The organism is Nocardia alni (genome assembly GCF_019038435.1).
In the GTDB taxonomy this organism is placed as follows: domain Bacteria; phylum Actinomycetota; class Actinomycetes; order Mycobacteriales; family Mycobacteriaceae; genus Nocardia; species Nocardia alni.
On record NZ_JAGPOX010000060.1, the window covers coordinates 13,701 to 37,821 of the forward strand.

A 24,121-nucleotide genomic window follows, 5' to 3' on the forward strand; every position below is an offset into this window, starting at 1 on the left:
CGACACCATGACAACACTTCCTCGGCTGCGGACTGCGGATGTCGCCCAATATCTTTCGGCCGGCCTCGGCCTCGCCGACGCGCTCGCGGGCCACGGCGACCGGACCGTCGTGCTGTTGCGGGCCGAACCCGCCTGGGATGGGCCGGCCGAGCTCATGATCGGAGATCGTCGTGCTCGGGTGGCGCCCGCCCCCTCCGCCCTGGCGGTACACGAACTCGTGCTGCGTCACCTGGATACGGCTGATGCTCCGCAGGTGCTTGTGGTGCTTACCGACCGCGAGCACGAAGACCTCGACCCGGCCATCCTGGCCCGCACTCACCGGAAAAGGATCAACCCGGTAGATCGCTGGGAAATCGTCCGGAATGCCTTCGGGGCCACCGGAATCGACGAATGGATCAAACGCGAACCATGGGCCGCGGAGGCACTCCTGGATGCAGCCGGCCCCAACGGCTGGCCTCGGGTGCCAGGTGTGCTTTCCAAGGGAGAGGCACTGTCCGCCTTGGCTTCCCGACGGCTGCGACTACCGTCCTCCGACGCCGACCGTATCGACCCGGCCACATTGCTGCACTGGTCACATACCCCGGGCAATCCCGAGTTGCTGCTGGATCTCCGCGATGCGGAACGTGACGGGCTGACGGCGTTTCTTACCGATGACGAGCAGGCCGGTGCGACAGGATCCGTCCTGCTCGATCTGGTCCGGGCCGGTCATGGTGGTGATGCCGTGGCGTTCGGACTGGTGGCCGCGGCCTTGTGGCTGCATCCCGATCCCGACGGTGCCACCTACCAGGCGCGCGGTCGCGCAGAACGCCGCCTGGGCGACCGTCCGGCGCTCAGCGCGGACGAACTCGACCGCCGCATGACAACGTTCGGCCGTGCCTGCCTCGAATACTTCGATGCTCAGCTGGCCCGCGCCCACGATCCCCGCGCCCGCAGCTCCAACTCCCACGTGCCCGGACCCGACGGCGACACCCCCTGGTCCAAGGCTGCCCTTGCAGCCCGTCAGATCGTCGACCCGAACCTGCGGCGCGCGGGCGAGTTGGTGCGCGAACTGGGTGCGGACACCGCGGCTCGCACCAGCCCAGTCCTTCAGGCCGGACTCGATGCCTGTTTCACTGCCGTCGGAAATGCCCTGGGCAGCAACGATTCCGCAGCTGTATCTCTGGCAGCCAAAAAGCTATTCGAGCACCGTCTCGCCGGTGATCCGGAACTCGAGGTGCGCATCGGCCGGGTTGAGATGGCACAGCGACTCGCCCGCTGGCTCGCCGACGATCCCGACACCACTACGGACGCGGTTGCCGATGCAATCGATCGGCACATGCGCGAAACCTGCTGGGTAGATAGGGCTTTGGACTACCTGGAAGCCGGCGGCGACACCGATCCGGCCTTGAAGATTCCCTATCGCACGCTGGTGAACAACGTCCGTCGGCGCCGGCGTGACCTGGATCGCGAATTCGCGACAAGTCTCGCGGTGTGGACGGCCGCGGGCACCGACCCGGGCCGGATGCTCACGGTCGAATCCTTCCTTACGCGAGTGGTCGCGACCATCGCTGCGCACCGCCGCGTGCTATTGCTGGTATTGGACGGAATAAGTGCCGCGATCGCCACGGAACTGGCCGACCAATTGCTCAGCGGCTGGAACGAATACGATCCCTATCCGGATGGTGGTGATCCCCGTCGCCGGGCGATGGCCGCCGCGCTGCCCAGCCTTACCGGCGTATCTCGCACTTCCCTGTTCGCCGGAAAATTGATGCGAGGCGATCAAAACGACGAGAAGCGCGAATTCGCTCGGCATCGGTTCTGGGGTTCGAAGAAGACGGCCGCGGTTTTTCATCTGGACGACCTGCGCGGCGAGAGTGGGCAACCGTACGGCGACGATCTCACCGCTGCCCTTCTCGACCAGAATCAGCACATCGCGGTCGTACTGAATACTATCGATAACGCGCTCGAAAATAATCTGAAACTCGGTGACCCGGAGTGGGAATTGCGTGAGATCGGTGATCTGCGCGCCCTGCTACGGGCCGGCGCCGATCAGGGCATGGCGGTACTGATCACCAGTGACCACGGACATGTCATCGACCGGCACAGTGTGAAAATCGAAGTGGACGAATGGCAATCGGCTCGGCACCGCTATCCGGACACCTCGCGTCCGCTGGCCGACACCGAAATCGCGCTGTCCGGTCCCCGCGTCCTGTGGCCACAGCCAGGCGAGTCCGATACATCTATCGTCGCGTTGTGGGACAACGATTCCCGCTACACAACCCGCAAAGCGGGCTACCACGGCGGCGCCTCGCTCGCCGAGGTCACCATTCCGATCCTGGCGTTTCTGCCGTTCGGCGTTGAACCGCCCACGGTCTCACGCCAACCGATCTGGCGACAGCTCGGCCCGCAGTCCCCGTACTGGTGGTCATCGGATCGTCCGACGCCCCCGGCCGTGCAGGTACACATGGAGATACCCGCACGACGACGCAGTATCGATCGCGTGGCGAAGGAACGGCTGCAGGGCCTCCAGCCGATGTTCGATCTGCCCGAAACCTCTGCTGCTACATCGCCGTCCACATCGAACGTCGCCGGGGACGACCTGGTCGCCCGACTGCTCGAGTCAGAGGCCTTCGAGGGCCAGCGCGCGTTACTTGCCCGACCGCCACAACCGGTGACAGTCGACAAGGCCATCCACGCCTTGCTCCAAGGCCCGCTTCCCATCACTGCACTGGCACAGCGCGTAGGTTATCCGTCTGTCAGGGCCAGCGGCTTCGCCGCCATTCTCAGTCAGCTGCTCAATTTCGACGGCATCATCGTGCTGGAGACCCTGGGCGACGGCCGCACGTTGAAACTGGATGCTGCACGTTTGCGCACCCAGTTCGGGTTGTGACCCCGAGGGACGATTGCAGGGAACCGGAATCCGGCGGCTCGGTATGTCACATGAGGGGCTGGCGGGTGCAGATGACATGCGACACTGGGCATGTGAGTAGCGTGCAGCCCCTGCCCGTGAGCGCGGTCCGGCGGCGCCTGGTGATCGACGCACTGCGTCGCGGCGCCGTTCCCGAGGCAGGGCTCGACTTGCTCGCCACCGGACTGGACCGCTTTGAGGCGGCGATCGACGCCGAACTCGACACGGTGGTTTCCGGCGGATCGGTGTTCAAGGCGGTGCGCGGTGAGTACGGCTCCGGCAAGACGTTCTTTGCGCGCTGGCTGGCCGAAAGCGCGAAACGCCGCAACTTCGCCGTCTCCGAAATCCAGATCTCCGAAACCGAAACCCCACTGCACAAGCTGGAGACGGTGTACCGGCGGCTCACAGAACGGCTCACCACCGCCAGCTTCCCCCCCAGCGCCCTGCGTCAGGTGGTAGACGCCTGGTTCTACACCTTGGAGGAGGACGCGCTTGCTGACGGCGCCTCCGACACCGAACTGTCCACCGCGGTGGAGCGGCTCATGCTAGCGCGTCTTTCCGAGGTATCAAGGCACGCACCGTCTTTCGCAGCCGCCCTGCGTGGCTATCGCACGGCCACACTGGACGGTGACGAATCGACCGCCGCAGCAGTGCTGGCGTGGTTGGGCGGGCAGCCGAACGTCGCCGCCACAGCGCGACGGGCCGCCGGAGTACGCGGCGAGTTGGACCATTTCGGCGCACTCGGCTTCCTGCAGGGGCTATTGGTCGTGCTCCGCGACAGCGGGCACCGCGGGCTGCTGGTCGTACTCGACGAAGTCGAGACGCTGCAGCGGGTGCGTTCGGATGCCCGCGACAAGGCCCTCAACGCGCTGCGCCAGCTCATCGACGAGGTGTACTCCGGGCGATTTCCCGGCCTCTACCTCCTGATCACCGGAACGCCCGCCTTCTACGACGGCCAGCAGGGCGTCCAACGGCTACCGCCGTTGGCGCAGCGGCTGGCCACCGATTTCACCACCGATCCCCGCTTCGACAACCCGCGCGCGGTGCAGCTACGGCTGCCCGGTTTCACTCTCGAGTCCTTGACCCAGCTGGGAATTACCATCCGCGACCTGTACGCGGATGACTCCGCCGACGGCGACCGGATTCGAGCCGTCGCCGACGACACCTATGTCGGCGACCTCGCGAAAGCGGTTGGTGGCGCGCTGGGTGGCAAAGTCGGTGTAGCGCCCCGATTGTTCCTGAAGAAATTGGTCGGCGATGTCCTCGATCGCGTCGATCAGTACCCCGATTTCGATCCGCGACAGCACTATCGGCTGACGGTGACGCCCGCCGAACTCACCGCAGCCGAACGAAACCTCAGCAGCGCTGACGAGATCGACCTGGAACTGTGATCGATCGCAGCGACGGAGCCGATCCGATCGATCGGCTCGATCCGGTAGTAATCCACCACATCGTCAACACACTGGGCTGGCCCGATCTTCGACCGCTGCAGAAGGCGGCCATCGAACCGCTACTCGCCGGAAACGACGCCGTACTGCTGGCCCCGACCGCCGGTGGCAAGACCGAAGCTGCGTGTTTCCCGCTGCTCAGTGCCATGGCGCAACGCGACTGGCGTGGAGTTTCGGTGTTGTATCTGTGCCCACTCAAGGCACTGCTGAACAACCTCGTCACCCGGATCGATAGCTATGCCCAATGGCTCGGGCGCAGCGCCGCGATGTGGCACGGCGACATCGGCGAATCCCAGCGCAACAGCATCCGCCGCACCCCTCCTGACATTCTGCTAACCACTCCGGAATCGTTGGAGGCCATGCTGATCGGAGTCAAGACCGATCACGGCAGTCTGCTCGGCGGGGTCCGTGTGGTGGTCGTCGACGAGGTACACGCCTTCGCCGGTGACGATCGCGGCTGGCATCTACTGGCGGTACTGGAACGCTTGCAGCGAGTGACCGGACAACCGATCCAGCGCATCGGACTGTCGGCGACCGTCGGCAATCCGAGCGAGTTGCTGACCTGGCTGCAGGGCTCAGGAGCGGGGAGCCACCCCGCTTGTGTCGTCGCACCGGATCTCGACGCAGCGGCAACCACAGCAGGACAACCTGTTTCGCTGGTTCCACCACCAGGTGAGGTCGAACTGGACTATGTCGGCTCGCTCGACAACGCCGCAAAGGTGATCGCCACCTTGCACCGCGGCGAAAAGCGACTCGTGTTCTGTGATTCGCGTCGCCAGGTCGAGGAACTCGGAGCAGCGCTGCGAGCCCACGGAATCACGGTGTTCCTCTCCCACTCCTCGCTGTCCGCCGACGAACGCCGCCGTGCCGAACAAGCATTCGCCGAGGCCCGCGACACCGTCATTGTCGCCACCTCCACCCTCGAATTGGGCATCGACGTCGGCGACCTAGATCGGGTCATTCAGATCGATTCCCCCGGCACTGTCGCATCCTTCCTCCAGCGTATCGGTCGCACCGGCCGACGATCCGGTAGCACGCGAAACTGTCTATTCCTCGCCACCAGTGACGATTCCATTCTGCAAGCCGCCGGGCTGCTGCTGCTTTGGGGACGAGGGTGGGTGGAACCGGTCGTTGCCCCACCAGAGCCTCGGCATCTGATCGCTCAGCAGATCCTCGCCGTGACCCTGCAACAGGGGACACTCGGTGATCGGATCTGGGCAGAGGAATGGAACGGCTTGTCTCCATTCGACCGATCCGGAGAGCCGATCTTGCGGCACCTGCAGAACGCCGGCTACCTCGAAGACGACCAGGGATTGTTGTTCATCGGCCTGGAGGCCGAAAAGCGTTTCGGGCGAAAAAATTTCCTCGAACTCACCGCTGCATTCACCGCGCCGCCGCAGTTCACTGTGCTCACGGGCCGACACGAGCTCGGCCAAACCGACGCCTCACTCCTCATCGAGGATCGGCCGGGCCCGCGTGTACTGCTGCTAGCAGGGCGGAGCTGGCGCATCACCTATATCGACTGGAAACGCCGCCGACTCTTCGTCGAACCGGCCGAGGGGGGTGGCATCGCCAAGTGGTCTACTGCGGGTCTGCGTGGCCTGTCCTACACGCTTGCCCGCGCCATGCGTGAAGTCGTGCTCGGTGCCGACCCACCGGTACTGCTGACCCGTCGCGCCGTTACCGCCATCGCAAGCCAACGCGACAAACGTACCAGCACAGTCACAACAGATGCGACGGTGATCGACCGTGATGAAAAGTGCGTCCGCTGGTGGACCTGGGCCGGCTATCGTGCCAACGCGACTCTGGCACATACCCTTGCGGCCATCAGCGAACCCGACCAGCGACCAACGGATCTGGCCATCCGGCTCCGTCCCGATCTGACGCCAGAAACGTGGCGTGCCGCCATCGCCAACACCAACATGGTGCTCCCCAAAGTGGATCCTCGTGCCGTCAACGGACTGAAGTTCGCCGCCTTGCTGCCAGAGCACCTCGCCGCGGCCACCATCGCCGCCCGTCTAGCGGATCTGCCTGGTGCACACGAGATAATCAGGGAGCGAACACTCTTCCGCACCAAATCGTGATGTTGCGGCTTCGCCTCGATGACCCCGCCGCCCACACCCCGGTCCCGCCTCACCGAACAGCCACACAACATGGAACAGAGCTAACGAAATGCTGCACTAGATCGGCTGCGCCGGTCCCCCCAGGACCGGCGCGGGCTGGAGCATGATGCCCTGCGCCCCAGCGAAGCGGCCGGTCAGCGTGAACATCTCAGAGCGAAGGAAGGGGTACAAATCTCTCACGGCATTCGCCACGAAGACGTCAATCTCCTCACTCGAGCTTTTCGTGAGGACCGAATCATCCGGTTCATCAGGGCTGGGTGGCCGCTGATCGTCTGTCGCGAACAGGCCGACAACGGATACCACAGCCACATAGGGCTTCCTCTGGACTTTGGTCTCCATCGTTACCAGGACAGATCTGTTTACCCAGCCCTCCACTTTCAGGGCACCTGCCGATGCTTTGGCGAACCAGTCGGGGATATTCTCGGGCTCATCTGGATTGATCCGTTCACAGAGCAGCCGACCCGGATTGACATGGCGAAATCTGAGGTCTGACAGCTTGGTCATGGTGCCGATGCCACCTCGATCGTCCACTCCGTGGAATGATGCGATCGTTTCGCACCCACCTGTTGATGACTGAAAGCAGACACATCTAGGCCACTCTGATCGTCAACGAGGAGCGTCAAGGTACGTTCGACCAGGTCTCTGACGCGCTTTTTATGCTGCCAAGCGTGGTGAGGCTCGACTTCGTAAGTGATCATAGCGCCGATCGCCTCGGCATACCGATTGACCGTAGCCATCGTGGGGTTGGTAGCACCTGCCTCGAAGCGACTGATGACACTTTTGTCCACGTCGAGGCGTCGAGCCAGCTCAGCTGGCTTGATCCCTGCAGCTACTCGCAAGGCAACCAACTGTCGGATAAGACCGTACTCGGACTTTGCGAGGTCAACCCCTAGACGCTCATCAGCACTCAACGGCTCCAGGCCAGCGATGGTCATGTTGACCTCCTCATACAGGGTGTGTTGACTTTAAAGTCAACGTTAGCAGTCCCAGTTCCATACTCGCCAGGATGTGGGAGGGTTCGCCTCCTCACACCAGTGAATGATGCCCCACATCGCCTTCTTCATCTGTTCCGTCTGCTTCTGATCGGCCCCGCGGTCTCCTCCGCGCTTACAACCCAGGACAGAGCCCACTATCAGGTTGGCTGGCACGTCCGGCTCACCGAAGTAGAGCCTGTGCTCGAAAGCCTTCCCCGGCGGGGACGGTCTCTTCGGTGTCCGCTCATCAACCCGAAGCTCGCCCAGCCACGGCATATCCCGCCCTTTGAACTCGTGCCGATTGACCTTGCCCCCTACCGGCACTCGGTAGCCGTCAGCACCGTTCTCCGAAGCCGACAGCCCCTCCTCTACCGCAGTCTCCATGAGGGCGTAGAACTTCCGGAATGCACCCGGATCGGTCCTCCGAAGATCCTCCAGCTGCGGGCCGCAGAGCTCCAAGTTCCACGCACAACCAGCACAGTTGAGACGCCCGTGCAACTCTGCAGGAGGGATCTTTCCCTTCCACACATCGCGACCAACCAACATAGTTACCCCGCTGCTGCAACAGATCTGATCGAGCAAATCCTACGCACAGGCACCTGATATAGGGATCTACCAGTACTTTCCTGGTGGGCGCACGCGGGATCGAACCGCGGACCGCTGGTGTGTAAAACCAGTGCTCTACCGCTGAGCTATACGCCCCAGTGCTCCGCGGGGCGGAGTGGGTTGGCGCCTTGCGAGAAGGCGCGGGTTACGAATCTAACGCAGTGAGGGCTTTCTCCCAAGCCGCCTGGTCACGGGGCTCTCCGGGGCCGTTCATTTCGGCGAAGCGGATGATGCCGTCCTTGTCTATGACGAAGGTGCCGCGGTTGGCGAAGCCGGTTTTGTCGTTGAAGACGCCGTAGGTTTGGGCTGTCCGGCCGTGGGGCCAGAAGTCGGACAGGAGGGGGAACGTGTAGCCCTGTTCGCTGGCCCAGATCTTGTGGGTGGGTGGGGGGCCGACCGAGATGGCCAGGATCTCGGCGTTGTCGTTCTGGAACTTGGGCAGCTCGTCCCGGACCTTGCACAGCTCGCCCTGGCAGATGCCGGTGAAGGCGAGCGGGTAGAACACGACCAGCACATTTTTCCGGCCGCGGAAGGCGGACAGGGTGACGTCCTGGTTGTTCTGGTCTTTCAGCGTGAAATCCGGTGCGACCGCGCCGACTTCGAGTGACATGCGCGCTCCCTCCTGTCTCTGAAGTACTGGCACGACCGCTGCCGTGGCGAACGGACCTTACCGTCCACGGGGCCTGACGCGGCGCACGCAGGATCACCCCGCGTACCCCGCGTACAGAGGGTACCCAATCACCGCGGTCCATCAGCGCCTGGCGGTCGCCAGAAGCGCCGACGGGATCCCGCGGCCTCCAGGGCCGCACTCGGCCTCCGTGCCGAACGCGACCCAGTGCAGAACTCGAACCCCGGCGATGGTGAGCCGACGGGGTGGGGTGACTCAGCGCTGCTTCGAGGGTGTCTTGGGCTGGGTGAGCTTGGTCCCGGTCCAAGTACCGAGGCTGACCGGTGTCGTCGAGGTCAGTCCCGCCGGCGTGGCGGACTCGGCGATCTCACTCGGATCAACGTGGCCAGGTTGGCCGGTCTTGGGTGTCAAGACCCACACGACACCGTCGTCTGCGAGCGGAGTGATCACGTTCAACAATTCGTCGACGAGATCACCGTCCTCATCGCGCCACCACAGAAGCACGACGTCGACCACCTCATCGGTGTCTTCGTCGAGCAGCTCGGAGCCGATCGCTTCCTCGATCTCCTTGCGCAGCTCGTCGTCGGTGTCCTCATCCCAGCCCAGTTCCTGAACCGCCATGTCGTGGGAAATGCCAAGTTTCTGAGCGTAGTTCTGCGCGTCCGCCGCGGCGACCACGGTGGTGTCCTCCTCAACTCCAGACAATAGATAGTTGCAAGCGAACATGGTCGAACGCCACAACGCAAGCCGATCGGGCCAAAAACTCCGCGAAAAGTCGAGATGCGGGTCGGTGGCAGCCCCCCGACCTCGATCAACACGCCGGACCGAAGCGCAGGCAAAATGCTTACCGCGGACACGCGTCGCGTGCGGCGTTCAGCGAGTCGTTGACCACCTTGCTGGCGTCGTTCAACGGTCCGACGGGCGCGGTGTAGGTCATCTTGCGCGATTCGGCGGCCAGCGCGCGGGCGGCGTTCACATAGGTGGTGAACTTCGCCGCCATATCCGGCGGTAGGTCGCCACCGGCGCTGTTCACCCGGCTCTCCACCGCTCTGGCGGCATCCTCGAGGGTCTGTGCCGCCGTATCGCGCTTGGCGTCCTGATCGGGCGCGTTGGCGTCGTGCGCGTCGACGAACTCGTTGTACTTGGTGACCGCGACACTCGTGGTGCCGCGGAACGGAGTGCAGTTGTCACTGACCGCCTTGGCGGTAGCCGCGGCCTTGCGCGACGAGCTTGCCGCCGCCGATGAAGAAGCCATCTCCGTGCGGTACGCTGCGGCATCAGCCTGGTTCACGGTCGCGGTGCCGCGCACCGAACTGGAGCAGCCGGCCACTACCAGTCCCGTGGCGACCGCGACGGCCGCACACACCATTCCGAACCCGTGCGGGTTCAGCAGCTTCATCGTCTCCCCACTTCTCGACGTCGATTATGTCCGTTGGCAATCGGATGCAATGGGCTCGAGATGCCCACGACGGGTACATCCGTTGCCTCGTGCACGGTACTGGATTTACGACTGACATGATGACCTGGGACGCATCATCGAGGAGGATGTGAGGTGCGCCCCATCCACGAGGGAACGTGGCAAGACGAGACCACCGCCGCGCACCCTCACCGAGCGGACGCACCGAGCCCGACGACGTGCGTGACGTTCGTGACGGATAGCCCGCTTACCAGCGCGACTATCCGGGGTTAGAGCAATCAGCTTGTCCACCCCCTTACGAGGAGCATTGATTTTGACAGACGTGATGCACACGGAGTCTTCGTCGTCATCGTCGATTTCAACCAACGGCGGCGCCGCCGACCCCGGGTCGGCTCGCGCGCAGTCGGGCGGGTCGCGCGTGCGAGTGATCCGCGAGGGGGTGGCGTCGTACCTACCGGATATCGACCCGGACGAAACCAGCGAATGGCTGGAGTCCTTCGACGACATGCTCGAACGGGAGGGCCCGGGCCGCGCCCGCTACCTGATGCTGCGCCTGCTCGAGCGGGCCGGCGAACGGCATGTCGCGATCCCCGCGCTGACCTCCACCGACTACGTCAACACCATCCCCACCGAGAACGAGCCCTGGTTCCCCGGCGACGAGGAGGTCGAGCGCCGCTACCGCGCCTGGATCCGCTGGAACGCCGCGATCATGGTGCATCGCGCGCAGCGGCCGGGTATCGGTGTGGGCGGCCACATTTCGACCTACGCGTCGTCGGCGGCGCTGTACGAGGTCGGCTTCAATCACTTCTTCCGCGGTAAGGACCATCCCGGCGGCGGCGACCAGGTCTACTTCCAGGGCCACGCCTCCCCCGGCATGTACGCGCGGGCGTTTCTCGAGGGCCGCCTGACCACCGACCAGATGGACGGATTCCGCCAGGAGTACAGCAACGGCGGTCCCGGTCACGGCCTGTCCTCGTATCCGCATCCGCGCCTGATGCCGGAGTTCTGGGAATTCCCCACGGTCTCCATGGGTTTGGGCCCGATGAACGCCATCTACCAGGCCCGGTTCAACCACTACCTGCACGACCGCGGCATCAAGGACACCTCCGAGCAGCACGTGTGGGCGTTCCTGGGCGACGGCGAGATGGACGAGCCCGAATCGCGCGGCCTGATCCAGGTCGCGGCGAACGAGGCGCTGGACAACCTCACCTTCGTCATCAACTGCAACCTGCAGCGCCTGGACGGCCCGGTACGCGGTAACGGCAAGATCATTCAGGAGCTGGAGTCGTTCTTCCGCGGCGCGGGCTGGAACGTCATCAAGGTCATCTGGGGCCGTGAGTGGGACGCGCTGCTGGGCGCGGACCGCGACGGCGCGCTGGTGAACCTGATGAACAGCACCCCCGACGGCGACTACCAGACCTACAAGGCCAACGACGGCGCGTATGTGCGCGAACACTTCTTCGGTCGCGATCCGCGCACCAAGGAGCTGGTCAAGAACCTGTCCGACGCCGAGGTCTGGAACCTCAAGCGCGGCGGTCACGATTACCGCAAGATCTACGCGGCGTATTCGGCCGCGCTGGCGCACAAGGGACAGCCGACGGTGATCCTGGCCAAGACCATCAAGGGTTACGGCCTGGGCAAGCACTTCGAGGCGCGCAACGCCACGCACCAGATGAAGAAGATGACGCTGGACGATCTGAAGGCGTTCCGCGACCTGCAGCGCATCCCGATCACCGACGCCGAACTCGAGGCGAACCCGTACCTGCCGCCGTACTACCACCCCGGCATGGAGGCCCCGGAGATCCAGTACATGCTGGGCTGCCGCCAGGCCCTGGGCGGCTATCTGCCCGAGCGACGCAGCACGCCCAAGCCGCTGCAACTGCCCGGCGACGAGCCGTACCGCGGCGTGCGCAAGGGTTCGGGCAAGCAGAACGTCGCCACCACGATGGCGTTCGTGCGCCTGATGAAGGAACTGTTGCGCGACAAGGAAATCGGCAAGCGGATCGTGCCGATCATCCCGGACGAGGCGCGTACGTTCGGCATGGACTCGTGGTTCCCGTCGCTGAAGATCTACAACCGCAACGGTCAGCTGTACACCTCGGTCGACGCGGAACTGATGCTGGCGTACAAGGAGTCCACCGTCGGCCAGATCCTGCACGAGGGCATCAACGAGGCCGGGTCGACCGCGTCGTTCACCGCCGCGGGTACCTCGTACGCCACGCACGGCGAGCCGATGATCCCGCTGTACATCTTCTATTCGATGTTCGGCTTCCAGCGCACGGGCGATGGCCTGTGGGCGGCGGCCGATCAACTGGCGCGTGGATTCATTCTCGGCGCGACCGCCGGGCGGACCACGCTGACCGGTGAGGGCCTGCAGCACAACGACGGTCAGTCGATGCTGCTCGCCTCGACGAACCCGGCGATGGTGGCCTACGACCCGGCCTTCGCCTTCGAGATCGCCCACATCGTGCGCGACGGCCTGCGCCGGATGTACGGCGGCGGGCAGCCGGCGCCGGAGACCGCGGCGCTGCCCGGTACGCATCCGCACCTGTCGCACGACACCTTCGGCGGCGAGAACATCAGCTACTACATCACCCTGTACAACGAGCCCTACCCGCAGCCCGCCGAGCCGGACGGCATCGACATCGAGGGCCTGCTCAAGGGTCTCTACCTGTACAAGCCCGGTGGTGAGGGCACGGTACGCGCGCAGATCCTGGTCTCGGGCGTGACGGTGCCCGACGGCCTGCGGGCGCAGGAGTTGCTGGCCGAATGGGGTGTGCAAGCCGATGTCTGGTCGGTGACCTCGTGGAGCGAGCTGCGCCGCGAGGCCCTGGCGCAGGAGATCGCCGCCCTGCACAACCCGGGCGCCGAACCGGGCGTCCCGTACGTCACCCGGGTGCTGTCGCAGGCGCAGGGCCCGGTCGTGGCCGCGTCGGACTGGATGCGCGGAGTGCAGGACCAGATCCGCAAGTGGGTTCCGGGCGATTACACCACGCTCGGCACCGACGGCTTCGGTTTCTCCGACACCCGTCAGGCGGCGCGCCGGGTCTTCAATGTCGACGCCCAGTCGATCACGGTCGCGGTCCTGGCGGCCCTGGCCCGCACCGGCGCGGTCGACGCGGGCAAGGCGACCGAGGCCGCCGCGCGCTATCGCATCCACGACGTGAACGCCGCCGAACTGGCGACATCCACCGACGAGTAGTGCCCGGATGCGGCAGGCCTGCCGGATATCGCGACGACACAGTCGTGACATCCGGCAGGCCCGGCCGCGCCACCCACATATAAGTACCGCCGACACCGTGGAGTATGGAGACGTGGATCGTAAACCGCCGAGACCGCGTCGGATCTCCGACTCCGACACCTCGACCTCCAACGAGGTGTACCTGCCCACCGGAGCGCTGTCGCCGAATCGGCAGAATCGTGACCCGCTGCCGGACACTCTGCTCAAACGGGTCAAGCAGTTCTCCGGGCGGCTGTCCACCGAGGCCGTGTCCTCGATGGAGGATCGGCTCCCGTTCTTCGTGAACCTGGACGCCGCCCAGCGCGCCGGCGTGCAGATGCTCGTGCAGACCGCGGTGGTGAACTTCCTGGAGTGGCTGCAGGACCCGGAGAGCGATATCCGGTTCAGCCTCGACGCCTTCCAGGTGATCCCGCAGGATCTGGCTCGCCGCCTGACGCTGCGCCAGACCGTGGACATGGTCCGGGTGGCCATGGAGTTCTTCGAGCAGTGGCTGCCCGCGCTGGCCCGCAACGACCGGCAGCTGGTGGCCCTGACCGAGGCGGTGCTGCGCTACGGGCGCGAGCTGGGCTTCGCGGCGGCCTCGGTGTACGCCAGCGCGGCCGAATCCCGGGGCGCCTGGGACACCCGCCTCGAGGCCCTCGTGGTGGACGCGGTCGTGCGCGGGGACACCGGCCCGGAGATGCTCTCGCGGGCGGCGACGCTCAACTGGGACGCCACCGCGCCGGCCACCGTGCTGGTCGGCACACCGCCGCGCGATCAGGTCGCGGTGGTGGGGTCGGTGCACACGACCGCCGCCCGGCACGGACGCGCGGCGCTGGCCGTGGTGCAGGGCTCCCGGTTGGTGATGGTGGTCAGCGGCAATCTGGGCGACACCAGCTATCCCTCGCCGTTCGTCACCGATCTGCTCGCCGAGGCGTTCTCCGAGGGCCCGGTCGTCATCGGCCCCACCACCCGCACCCTGTCCGCCGCGCACGTCAGCGCGGTGGAGGCGATGGCCGGAATGGAGGCCGTGGTGGGCTGGCGCGGGGCGCCGCGACCGGTGCACGCCTCGGAACTGCTACCCGAACGAGCACTGCTCGGTGATCGCGCTGCGGTCGAGTCGTTGAACGAGTATCTTGTGCTACCGTTGGCCGCCGCTGGATCGGCCCTGTCGGACACCCTCGACGCCTATCTGGACTGCGGCGGGGCAGTCGAGACGTGTGCGCGCCAGCTGTTCGTTCATCCAAATACAGTGCGGTACCGCCTCAAGCGGATCGGCGAGGTCACCGGCCGGGATCCCATGAATCCACGGGATGCCTACGTGCTCCGGATCGCTGCCACCATAGGTAGATTGACACGAACTCGTAACGAATCATCGTCATCCGTCACAGAGGACCCATCAAGCACTCTTTACGAAGATCGCCTGTAACGCCCGGACGGAAGCAGTCGATCGGGGCGGTCCACTAGCTGTTTTGTGGGGTCCACACAAAAGCGACCGACAAACATCATTCGCGTCGACATCTCCACAACCGCCTCGGACGGTGTTGTCTATAGACGTGATCGCGTTGTTCGCCCCCGGACAGGGCTCCCAGACACCCGGCATGTTCGCGCCATGGCTCGATTTCCCCGGCGCGCGTGACCGGCTCGAAGGATGGTCCAAGGTCGCAGGCCTGGATCTGGTGACGTTGGGTACTACAGCCGGCGCGGAGGAGATCACCGATACGGCTGTCACGCAGCCGTTGGTGGTCGCCGCGGCGCTGCTGGCGTACTCCGAGATTTCCCAGGAGGTACTTCCGGCCGATACGATCGTTGCTGGACACTCGGTCGGCGAGCTCGCCGCAGCCGCGGTCGCCGGCGTCATCACCCCCGACGAGGCGGTGATGCTGGCCTCGATCCGCGGTGCGGAGATGGCCAAGGCGTGTGCGCTGGAACCGACCGGAATGTCCGCCGTGCTCGGTGGCGACGAGGCCGCCGTGCTCGCCCGACTGGACGAATTGGATCTCGTTCCGGCCAACCGCAATGCGGCGGGTCAGATCGTGGCCGCCGGTCGGCTCGATGCGCTGGCGGAATTGGCGGCGAACCCGCCCGCGTCCGCCCGAATTCGCGCACTGCCGGTAGCCGGGGCATTTCACACCGCATTCATGGGTCCCGCTCAGGATGCTGTGACGAATGCCATCAACCGGATAACCCCCGGCGAACCGACCAGGACCCTACTGTCGAATTACGATGGGCAGCCGGTCGGTTCGGGCAAGGACGCCATCGATAAGCTCGCGGCACAGGTCACCCGGCCCGTCCGGTGGGATCTGTGCACCGAAACCGTTCGCGCGGCAGGGGTTTCCGTGGTGGCCGAGTTGCCGCCCGCGGGCGCCCTGGTAGGCATCGCCAAACGAGAGCTCAAGGGCACCCGGATTTTGGCGCTGAAGACCCCTGAGAACATCCCCGCGTTGTCTGATCTTGTAGCAACCGGATAGCTTTTCCCGCGGTGGCAGTGACGCAACCGCAACCGAATGGTTAGAAACATTCTTCCGTTCGGCACCGACAAAACAATCGCAACCCCGACAGAAATTAGAAGGGAGCCACGCAGTGGCCGCTCTGACCCAGGAACAGATCGTCGAAGAGCTCGGCAAGATCATCGAAGAGGTGACCGGAATCGAGCCCTCCGAGGTCACCATCGAGAAGTCCTTCGTCGACGACCTGGACATCGACTCCCTGTCGATGGTCGAGATCGCGGTGCAGACCGAGGACAAGTACGGCGTCAAGATCCCGGACGAGGATCTGGCCAGCTTGAAGACCGTCGGCGACGCCGTCGCATACATCCAGAAGCTCGAGGCCGAGAACTCCGAGGCCGCTGCCGAGCTGAAGGCCAAGTTCGGCGCGGACGCCGAGTAGGACCGATACCGTGACCACTCCTTCCACCTTGAACGGGAATTTTCCCAACGTCGTCGTAACTAGCCTGGCGGCGACCACGTCGATCGCGGGTGACGTCGATGCGACGTGGAAGGGACTCCTCAACGGCGAGAGCGGTATCGACACTCTCGAGGATTCCTTCGTCGAGGAATACGGCCTTCCGGTCCGCATCGGCGGACATCTGAAGGTGCGGCCCGAGACCCTGCTCAGCCGGGTCGAATGCCGTCGCATGGCGTATGTCGAGCAGCTCGCGACCGTCCTCGGTCGCGAGGTGTGGAGGAACGCCGGCAGTCCAGAGGTCGACCCGGAACGGCTCGGCGTGGCGATCGGCACCGGACTCGGTGGCGGCGACGCGCTGATCGACTCGGTCGACAAGCTCAAGAACGGTGGCTATCGCAAGATTTCGCCGCTGGCGGTCCAGATGGTGATGCCGAACGGACCGTCCGCCGTAGTGGGCCTGGAACTCAAGGCCAGGGCGGGAGTGGTCACTCCGGTCTCGGCGTGCTCATCGGGTTCGGAGGCCATCGCGAACGCGTGGCGGATGATCGTCATGGGCGACGCCGACATCGTCGTCACCGGTGGCGTCGAGGGATACATCGACGCCGTGCCGATCGCGGCATTCTCCATGATGCGCGCGATGAGCACCCGTAACGACAATCCGAAGGCGGCCTCGCGCCCCTTCGACAAGGACCGCGACGGCTTCGTCTTCGGCGAAGCGGGCGCGCTCATGGTCGTCGAGACCGAGGAGCACGCCAAGGCGCGCGGCGCCACCATTCACGCTCGTCTGATGGGCGCCGGGATCACCTCCGACGGTTTCCATCTGGTCGCCCCCGCCCCCGACGGGCAGGGCGCGGCTCGCGCGATGACAAGGGCGATGCAGACAGCTGGCCTGACCAGCAAGGACATCGCTCACGTCAACGCGCATGCGACCGCGACGCCGATCGGCGATACGGCCGAGGCGAACGCGATCAGCCTGGCCGTCGGCAATCATGCCTCGGTCTACGCTCCGAAGTCCGCCCTGGGCCACTCGATCGGCGCGGTCGGCGCGCTCGAGTCGGTGCTCACAGTGCTCAGCATCCGTGACGGCATCGTGCCGCCCACGCTGAACCTGGAGAACCAGGATCCGGAGATCGATCTGGATGTCGTGCACGGCGAGGCTCGCCGTCAGGACATCGAGTACGCGATCAACAACTCGTTCGGTTTCGGTGGGCACAATGTTGCGCTCGCCTTCGGCCGGTACTGATATTTCGCCGGTCGCATAGGACCAGCGCATCCGGTTGGGGCTACCGGGAACACCGGTAGCCCCGACCGGGGCACAAACATACGTAAAGCCGCATAGCGACTCGACATCCTCTCGAGGAGAGAACGCGATGACCACTTTGGCCCCCGCCCAGGCTGATGCTGCGACCGATCCCCGGGATCCGCTCGGCCGGTTGCAGCGATTCTTCGATCCCGGCACTGTTCTCCCGCTCCACCCTCGTGACAAGTCCGGCGTGCTCGCCGCCATCGGCGAGGTCGACGGCGTGCGCACCGTCGCCTACTGCTCCGACGCCACCGTGATGGGCGGCGCGATGGGCGTGGACGGCTGCAAGCACATCGTCGACGCGATCGACACCGCCATCGACTCCCACATCCCCGTCGTGGGCATCTGGCATTCCGGTGGCGCCCGCCTGGCCGAGGGTGTTGAGGCTCTGCACGCGGTCGGCCTGGTCTTCGAGGCCATGGTTCGCGCGTCCGGGCTGGTTCCGCAGATCTCGGTGGTGCTGGGCTTCGCCGCGGGCGGCGCGGCCTACGGTCCGGCGCTCACCGATGTGGTCATCATGGCTCCCGAGGGCCGCGTGTTCGTGACCGGTCCCGATGTCGTGCGCAGTGTCACCGGCGAGAACGTGGACATGGCGACGCTCGGCGGCCCCGACACCCACTTCAAGAAGTCCGGCGTCTGCCACATCGTCGCGGACAACGAGCTGGACGCGCTGCACCGCGGCCGCCGCCTGATCTCGATGTTCGCCGAGCAGGGCGAGTTCGACATGGTCGCCGCCGAGCACGGCGATGTGGACCTCAAGGCGCTGATGCCGAAGTCGGCCAAGCGCGCCTACGACGTCAAACCCGTCGTGCACGAGCTGCTGGACAACGTCGATGGCGAGTCCTCCTTCGAGGAGTTCCAGGGTGGCTACGCGCGCAGCATCGTCACCGGTGTCGGCCGTCTGGCCGGTCGCACCGTCGGCGTGCTGGCCAACAACCCGCTGCGCATGGGCGGCTGCCTGACCTCCGAGAGCGCCGAGAAGGCCGCGCGGTTCGTGCGCCTGTGCAACTCGTTCGGCATCCCGCTGGTCGTGGTCACCGACGTCCCCGGCTACCTGCCCGGTGTCGGCATGGAGTGGGAGGGCGTCGTGCGTCGCGGCGCGAAGCTGCTGCACGCGTTCGCCGAGGCCCGCGTTCCGCGCGTGACCCTGGTGACCCGCAAGATCTACGGCGGCGCGTACATCGCCATGAACGCCCGCTCGCTCGGCGCCACCGCGGTGTACGCGTGGCCGGAGGGCGAGGTCGCGGTCATGGGCGCCAAGGCCGCCGTCGGCATCCTGCACAAGAAGGCCATCGCCGCAGCCCCCGAGGAGGAGCGCGAGGCCATGATCGAGCGCCTGACCGCCGAGCACGAGCAGATCGCGGGCGGCCTGGGCCGCGCGATCTCGATCGGCGTGGTCGACGAGATCATCGACCCGGCCAAGACCCGCTCCACCATCGCCGCCGCCCTGGCGTCGGCGCCGGCCCGGCCGAGCCACAACAAGAACATCCCACTGTAAGTTCTACCGCGGCAACATGACACGGGTGGCCTCCTCGCCGAGGTCACCCGTTTCGCGTCTGGAACCGTGGGACACCGACGGCCGACGGTGACCGATACCCGGTTTCGCCCGCTCGCCGGTCAACCGTCGACGAGATCGGGTTCGGTGGGGTCGGGGTCGTCGGTGTGGCCGACCACCGTCATCTCGATCAGCAGCAGTACGGGCGGCTGGGAGCCGGGGACCATCGTGCTGACGACGTCGATCACCGTCCAGCCGCCGCCGATGCGGCGCATGCGGATGTTCTCGATGACGTTGCGGGAAAGCCCTTCGCGCAGTACACGTTCCAGCTCCCCCCGGACGCACGCGAGGTCGTCGGGATGGGCGGTGTCGCGCTGGTCGACCGTACCCTTCCACTGGATTCCCGGCACCGGGTCGGTGATCCAGCGGATGATCCGCAGCTTGTGCACATCGGCCAGTGCGAGATACGAGTGGTCCGCGTGGCGCCGGCCGAGGGCGGCCAGCGTCGCGTAATCGACCGAGGCAGGTTCGGGCGCAAGGGATTCGGTGACATCGAGCAGTAGTCCGCGCAGCTGCGTGCGCTCGCCGCCCGCGCCGCCGCGCAGCACCAGCCGATAGCGGCGGGCCGCATCGCCCGCGCGCACGGTGAGATCGCCCGCCCAGCTCAGCCGCTCGACCGGATCGAGCGTGCGCAGGATGAGATCCATCGCTTCGTCGAATCTCTCGACGAAGCGAAAGGCTTCCGGCACAGTCCAACTCGACCTGCCGTCCGGAAGCCTCCAGCCGAATGGATTGGCCGCCAAATAGATCGAACGCTCGTCCGACGAATAGTCCACTGCCGCAACAATATAAGGCAGTGGCATTGCATCACCCCCGGATGCGTAGCACACCTGGATCGCGTGCACGCGATCGCGAGGACCCAGCACCGGCGTCACCGCGACGACGACCTCCACCGTCGGATCCGCGCCGGGCTCCCCGAATACCCGCGCGGGCAGGCGTGCGGCGACTCGCGCCCGGCGACGATATGCCTGGACCAGCAGCGGCTGCACACCGATCGGCAGCACCCGCAGTATCGACCGCCACCGCACCGGACGCCCGTCGACCGCCAAGACGGTCCACTCGGCGTCCTCGGAACCGCCCCCCAGCGTTTCAACCAGCACTCGACCGCTGTTCATATTCCCCCTCCTGGTCATTCATCCGACACAAGACTCTGCCACACGGAGGTAATCCACCACCAAGACCGGTCGGTTTTCAAGACAAACCGGACACGGGCCTATGCGGCACCTCGGCCGACGATCGTCCGGCAGCTCACCACATTCCGTCCGGTCCGGACGGGCGGCCTATCCGACGTCGCGGCGCAGCCAGGTGATCTCCGCGCCCTCGCTGCCGCTGCGGTACGCCTCGAGGTCGTCGTCCCAGGCCGTCCCCAGGGCGCGGTCGATTTCGGCGGCGATATCGGCGGGGGTGTGGCGACCGCGCTCGCGCGCCGAGCGCACGATCTCCCGCAGCCGCATCTCCCCCACCATCACATCGCCGTTGGCGCTCATCGCACCGCACCACAGGCCCAGGCCGGGAACGAAACTGTACCGTTCACCGTCGACGCCCTCGCTGGGATCCTCGGTGATCTCGAAACGCAATACCGGCCACGCCCGCAACGCGTTGGCCAACTTCGATCCGGTGCCGACCGGGCCCACCCAATCGGTGGTGGCCCGAAGCTGTCCGGAATCGACGGGTTGCGCCGTCCAGCGCAATTGCGCGGGTGATTTCAGCGTCGAGGACAGGGTCCACTCGATGTGCGGGCACAGCGCGGCGGGCGACGCGTGGATGTATACAACACCCGACGTCGCATCCGCGAACTGGTTCGATCCGCGCACCAGCACACCTCCAGCCTCGACCGGGAACGTCTTCCCCAACGATCGATCGAGCTGGCGTTGCCCGAGTTTACTGGAGTGCTGCGAGTTACGGGTGTTACTTTTCCGCTGTGTTGCGATTCTCGGCGAATTCACCGATCACCGCGTCACTCAACGGGGGCCACGCCGCGCGTGACCAATCGCCGAAATTCTCGTCGGCCAGGGCCACGCATGCCACCCCCGGTACCGGATCCACCCACAGGAACGTGCCGGACTGGCCGAAATGCCCGTAGGTGCGCGCGGAGTTCGTCGCGCCGGTCCAATGGGGAGTTTTCCGGTCGCGGATCTCGAATCCGAGCCCCCAATCATTGGGGCGCTGCGAGCCGAATCCCGGCAGCACGCCGTCGCGGCCCGGAAATTGCACGCTCGTCGCGGCCGCCAGGCTTTCACCGGTCAGCAATGTCGGATCCAGCAACTCGGAAGCGAAACGCAGAAGGTCGGCGACCGTGGAACTCGCGCCGTGCCCGGCCGAGCCATCCAGTTCCGAGGATTTCATTCCGAGTGGCTCGAATACCGCCTCGTACAGATAATCCTCGAACTCGATCCCGGTCTGTTCGACCACGAACCGGGCCAGCACCTCGAATCCGGAGCTGGAATAAATCCGCCGCGCACCGGGCTCGGCCATGATCACCGTGGTGTCGAATGCTAGTCCGGAGGTGTGCGCCAGCAGATGCCGCACCGTGGATCCGGGCGGCCCCGCGGGCTGGTCCAACTCGATCGCCCCCTCCTCCACCGCGACCAGGACCGCGTAGGCGACAAGCGGTTTCGTCACCGAGGCCAGCGGAAACACCCGCTCCGCATCGCCTTCTGTCACCGTTCCCGCACGTGAAACCACCCCAGCGGCAGCATGTCCGACAGGCCATTCCCGAATCTGCTCCAGTGCTCGCACGCGACGAGCCTACGACCCGTTACGCCCGGTCACTGCGCGGGTCCCTCGGATTCCGGGCCGCGCGCCGCCGCCGGACACGCCGCACCCCCACGGCAAACCCCCTGTCCGGACGGACATTCTCGTCTCCGCAATGCCCGAGAGTCAGAGATTCTTGCTATACCCACAGGTCGCATATATGTTTCGGGAGCATCGGTCCAGCGCCACCGCCGAAGTCGCCGACAGCGAACCACGACGCCCGACATAGGGTCCGCGATCCGCGACGGCAGCGGCGCCGAACAGCAGTCGGGAGTCGAATTGCGCAGGCGCAGAACGTTGTTCCAGATCGGGCCGATCGCGGCGCTGCACGCGATATTAGGGGTGCTCGTGGTCTGCTCGACCGTTCTGGCCGCTCCCGCCGCGGCGAGGCCGTCGGTGAACGGCTGCCACCCCGCACCCGAGCATCCTCATCCGGTCGTCCTCGTGCACGGCACGACCGCCACGGCGGCGTCGTGGAGCAAGGCGTTCACCCAACTGCTGGCCCGCGGATACTGCATCTACGCACCGACCTACGGGGTCGATCCGCTCGCAGCGCTGAGCATGCTGCGGCCGGGGACCGGTGGCGTGGGGCCCGCCGACAGATCTCTTGCGGAGCTGGCGGAGTTCATCTCCCTGGTGCGCCTGGCGACGGACGAGCCCACCGTCGACCTCGTGGGCGTCTCCCAGGGTGCGGGGCTCATCGAGTACTACACGAAGTTCATCGACCCCAAGGCGGTCCACGCGGCGATCCTGCTGGCGCCGCCCACCTACGGTTCGACCCTGGACGGGCTCTACACCGTCGCGAACCTGCTCTCCGGAGGCTCGGCGGGATCCTCCGGCAGGCCGGTGAACGCGGCCGTCCATCTGGTCTGTCGCCCCTGCTCGGCCATGACGCCGAGCGGATGGCTCGTCCGCAGACTCACCGACGGACCGGTCGCCGTGCCGGGTGTGCGCTATGCGGTACTCGCCACGCGCAACGATCTGCTCGTCACGCCTCCGGGGAAGGCCTCGTTCATTCGCGAACCCGGCGTGACCAACCAGTGGGTGCAGGATCTGTGCGGCGAGAACTACGTCGCCTTGCATCCGGGCCTGGAGATGAACCCCGTCGTGATCGAATGGGTGCTCAGACAGCTCGATCCGCGGGAGTCGGCGCCGTATCCGTGCACGGCTCCGATAAACCCGCTCGACGTACTCGACTCCGGCTCGGGATAGGCGCGCGCCGATCACTCGATCAGCCGATGCGCCTTCTCGAACAGCTCCAGGGTGATGGCGTGCAGGAAATCGCCGACCTGGGTGGGCGCCTTGCCGGCGAAGGCACGGGCGTGGGTGCCCTCGAGCACGATGCCGAGTTTGAAGCAGGCCAGCACCGTATACCAGGTGATATCGCCGAGGTCGCGGTCGGAGAACCGCACGTAGTGGGCGACCATCTCCTCCGGCGTGGGCAGCCCGCCCGCCTCGCCCAGCTTGCCGACCAGCGCCGCGCCGGTGGTGCCGGGCTCGGGCCGGGTGGCGATCTGCCAGCCCAAGTCCAGCAGCGGATCGCCGATCGTGGACATCTCCCAATCGACCATGGCCGCGAGCTGTGGGCCGTCGTAGCGGAACATCATGTTGGCCAGATGGCAGTCGCCGTGCAGGATGCCGGGGGTCCATCGGGCGGGGCGGTGCCGGTCGAGCCAGTCGCCGACCTGCTCGACACCCGGGATGCTGGGCCCGGGATAGCCGTCGTTGGCGGCGTAGGACTCGAGCTCACCGAGCCAGCGCGGGACCTGGCGCTCCAGGAATCCCTCGGGCTTGCCGTAGTCGTCCAGGCCGAGGGCGCGGTAGTCCACCGCACCGAGACGGGCGATGCCCTCCACCGCCGACAGGCCCATCTGCCTGCGGACCTCGGGATCACCGGCGTGCAGGGCGGGCAGCTCATTCTGCGGGTTGAATCCGTCGATCGGCTCCATCAGATAGAACACCGCGCCGAGCACCGTCTCATCGGGGCACGCCGCGATCACCTCGGGCGCGCGGACCCCGGTTCCGGTGAGCGCACCGAGCAGCCTGGCCTCGCGCCGGATCACGTCGTTGCTCTTGGCGCGCAGATGTTTCGGGCCGCGCCGCAGTACGTAGTCGCGCCCGCCGCGGGTGAATCGCAGCATGATGTTCTGGGTGCCCCCGCCCAGCGGGGCCACGCCCGTGAACTCGCCGGTGGGCAGTCCCTGCTCATCCATCCACTTGCCCACGATCGCGAAATCCACTACATCGCGATCCACCTCGACCGGTTGCGCCACAGACATGACCAACATTGTGCACCAAC

Annotated in this window: 19 protein-coding genes and 1 tRNA gene; 10 read left to right on the forward strand and 10 right to left on the reverse strand. The window is 65.8% G+C overall.

Annotation, left to right across the window (positions count from 1 at the left end):
- Window positions 1–7: 7 nt before the first annotated feature.
- The 3 genes from pglZ (at window position 8) to JZ791_RS22530 (ending at window position 6,419) form a co-directional block, all read left to right on the forward strand.
- The gene (gene pglZ, locus JZ791_RS22520; RefSeq protein WP_254206121.1) at window positions 8–2,869 is read left to right on the forward strand and encodes a BREX-2 system phosphatase PglZ; all 2,862 of its coding nucleotides are present in this window, start codon (window positions 8–10) and stop codon (window positions 2,867–2,869) included.
- Between the two features lie 101 nt (window positions 2,870–2,970).
- A complete protein-coding gene (gene brxD / locus JZ791_RS22525; protein WP_308163040.1) occupies window positions 2,971–4,278 on the forward strand; it encodes a BREX system ATP-binding protein BrxD in 1,308 nt (435 codons plus the stop codon).
- Window positions 4,275–6,419, forward strand: coding sequence for a DEAD/DEAH box helicase (locus tag JZ791_RS22530; protein ID WP_308163039.1), 2,145 nt, complete (start codon window positions 4,275–4,277; stop codon window positions 6,417–6,419). The genes brxD and JZ791_RS22530 overlap by 4 nt, the downstream gene beginning before the upstream one ends.
- A 96-nt stretch (window positions 6,420–6,515) precedes the next feature.
- Here the strand turns inward: JZ791_RS22530 and JZ791_RS22535 are convergent, their stop codons facing one another.
- From JZ791_RS22535 to JZ791_RS22560, 6 genes are all read right to left on the reverse strand, one after another.
- The gene (locus tag JZ791_RS22535; protein ID WP_216897177.1) at window positions 6,516–6,962 is read right to left on the reverse strand and encodes a hypothetical protein; all 447 of its coding nucleotides are present in this window, start codon (window positions 6,960–6,962) and stop codon (window positions 6,516–6,518) included.
- Entirely contained in the window at window positions 6,959–7,393 is a 435-nt protein-coding gene (locus JZ791_RS22540) for a helix-turn-helix domain-containing protein (RefSeq protein ID WP_216897178.1), read from the reverse strand. The genes JZ791_RS22535 and JZ791_RS22540 overlap by 4 nt, the downstream gene beginning before the upstream one ends.
- A gap of 666 nt (window positions 7,394–8,059) precedes the next feature.
- Window positions 8,060–8,134 (reverse strand) — tRNA-Val (locus tag JZ791_RS22545).
- A gap of 49 nt (window positions 8,135–8,183) precedes the next feature.
- Complete coding sequence (locus JZ791_RS22550; protein WP_216897179.1) at window positions 8,184–8,648, reverse strand: peroxiredoxin; 465 nt, start codon at window positions 8,646–8,648, stop codon at window positions 8,184–8,186.
- Between the two features lie 273 nt (window positions 8,649–8,921).
- Entirely contained in the window at window positions 8,922–9,344 is a 423-nt protein-coding gene (locus tag JZ791_RS22555) for a DUF3052 domain-containing protein (protein WP_216897180.1), read from the reverse strand.
- Window positions 9,345–9,510: 166 nt separating this feature from the next.
- Window positions 9,511–10,065: an Rv2240c family protein gene (locus JZ791_RS22560; RefSeq protein ID WP_254206123.1), complete on the reverse strand. Its 555-nt coding sequence runs from the start codon at window positions 10,063–10,065 to the stop codon at window positions 9,511–9,513.
- Window positions 10,066–10,408: 343 nt separating this feature from the next.
- Here JZ791_RS22560 and aceE point away from each other — a divergent pair, with 343 nt between their 5' ends.
- The 6 genes from aceE (at window position 10,409) to JZ791_RS22590 (ending at window position 19,011) form a co-directional block, all read left to right on the forward strand.
- Window positions 10,409–13,285, forward strand: a complete 2,877-nt coding sequence (gene aceE, locus JZ791_RS22565) for a pyruvate dehydrogenase (acetyl-transferring), homodimeric type (RefSeq protein WP_216897204.1) — start codon at window positions 10,409–10,411, stop codon at window positions 13,283–13,285.
- Window positions 13,286–13,397: 112 nt separating this feature from the next.
- Window positions 13,398–14,732 carry a PucR family transcriptional regulator gene (locus JZ791_RS22570; RefSeq protein WP_438804553.1) on the forward strand — a complete coding sequence of 445 codons (1,335 nt, stop codon included), beginning with the start codon at window positions 13,398–13,400 and terminating at the stop codon, window positions 14,730–14,732.
- A gap of 127 nt (window positions 14,733–14,859) precedes the next feature.
- The gene (locus JZ791_RS22575) at window positions 14,860–15,774 is read left to right on the forward strand and encodes an ACP S-malonyltransferase (RefSeq protein WP_216897206.1); all 915 of its coding nucleotides are present in this window, start codon (window positions 14,860–14,862) and stop codon (window positions 15,772–15,774) included.
- 112 nt (window positions 15,775–15,886) lie between these two features.
- Complete coding sequence (acpM, locus tag JZ791_RS22580; RefSeq protein WP_216897181.1) at window positions 15,887–16,192, forward strand: meromycolate extension acyl carrier protein AcpM; 306 nt, start codon at window positions 15,887–15,889, stop codon at window positions 16,190–16,192.
- Window positions 16,193–16,202: 10 nt separating this feature from the next.
- Complete coding sequence (locus tag JZ791_RS22585) at window positions 16,203–17,453, forward strand: KasA/KasB family beta-ketoacyl-ACP synthase (protein ID WP_216897182.1); 1,251 nt, start codon at window positions 16,203–16,205, stop codon at window positions 17,451–17,453.
- 127 nt (window positions 17,454–17,580) lie between these two features.
- A complete protein-coding gene (locus tag JZ791_RS22590) occupies window positions 17,581–19,011 on the forward strand; it encodes an acyl-CoA carboxylase subunit beta (protein ID WP_216897183.1) in 1,431 nt (476 codons plus the stop codon).
- Window positions 19,012–19,130: 119 nt separating this feature from the next.
- On the opposite strand, the gene JZ791_RS22595 is transcribed toward JZ791_RS22590, so the two are convergent.
- From JZ791_RS22595 to JZ791_RS22605, 3 genes are all read right to left on the reverse strand, one after another.
- The gene (locus JZ791_RS22595) at window positions 19,131–20,183 is read right to left on the reverse strand and encodes a GAF domain-containing protein (protein ID WP_216897184.1); all 1,053 of its coding nucleotides are present in this window, start codon (window positions 20,181–20,183) and stop codon (window positions 19,131–19,133) included.
- A 165-nt stretch (window positions 20,184–20,348) separates the two neighbouring features.
- Window positions 20,349–20,882 carry a DUF3145 domain-containing protein gene (locus JZ791_RS22600; protein WP_216897185.1) on the reverse strand — a complete coding sequence of 178 codons (534 nt, stop codon included), beginning with the start codon at window positions 20,880–20,882 and terminating at the stop codon, window positions 20,349–20,351.
- A 94-nt stretch (window positions 20,883–20,976) separates the two neighbouring features.
- Complete coding sequence (locus tag JZ791_RS22605) at window positions 20,977–21,807, reverse strand: serine hydrolase domain-containing protein (protein WP_216897186.1); 831 nt, start codon at window positions 21,805–21,807, stop codon at window positions 20,977–20,979.
- Between the two features lie 294 nt (window positions 21,808–22,101).
- Between JZ791_RS22605 and JZ791_RS22610 the strand changes: the two genes are divergently transcribed.
- The gene (locus JZ791_RS22610) at window positions 22,102–23,034 is read left to right on the forward strand and encodes an esterase/lipase family protein (RefSeq protein ID WP_216897187.1); all 933 of its coding nucleotides are present in this window, start codon (window positions 22,102–22,104) and stop codon (window positions 23,032–23,034) included.
- Window positions 23,035–23,045: 11 nt separating this feature from the next.
- Here JZ791_RS22610 and JZ791_RS22615 read toward each other — a convergent pair whose 3' ends face one another.
- Window positions 23,046–24,101, reverse strand: coding sequence for a phosphotransferase family protein (locus tag JZ791_RS22615; RefSeq protein WP_438804554.1), 1,056 nt, complete (start codon window positions 24,099–24,101; stop codon window positions 23,046–23,048).
- Between the last annotated feature and the right edge of the window lie 20 nt (window positions 24,102–24,121).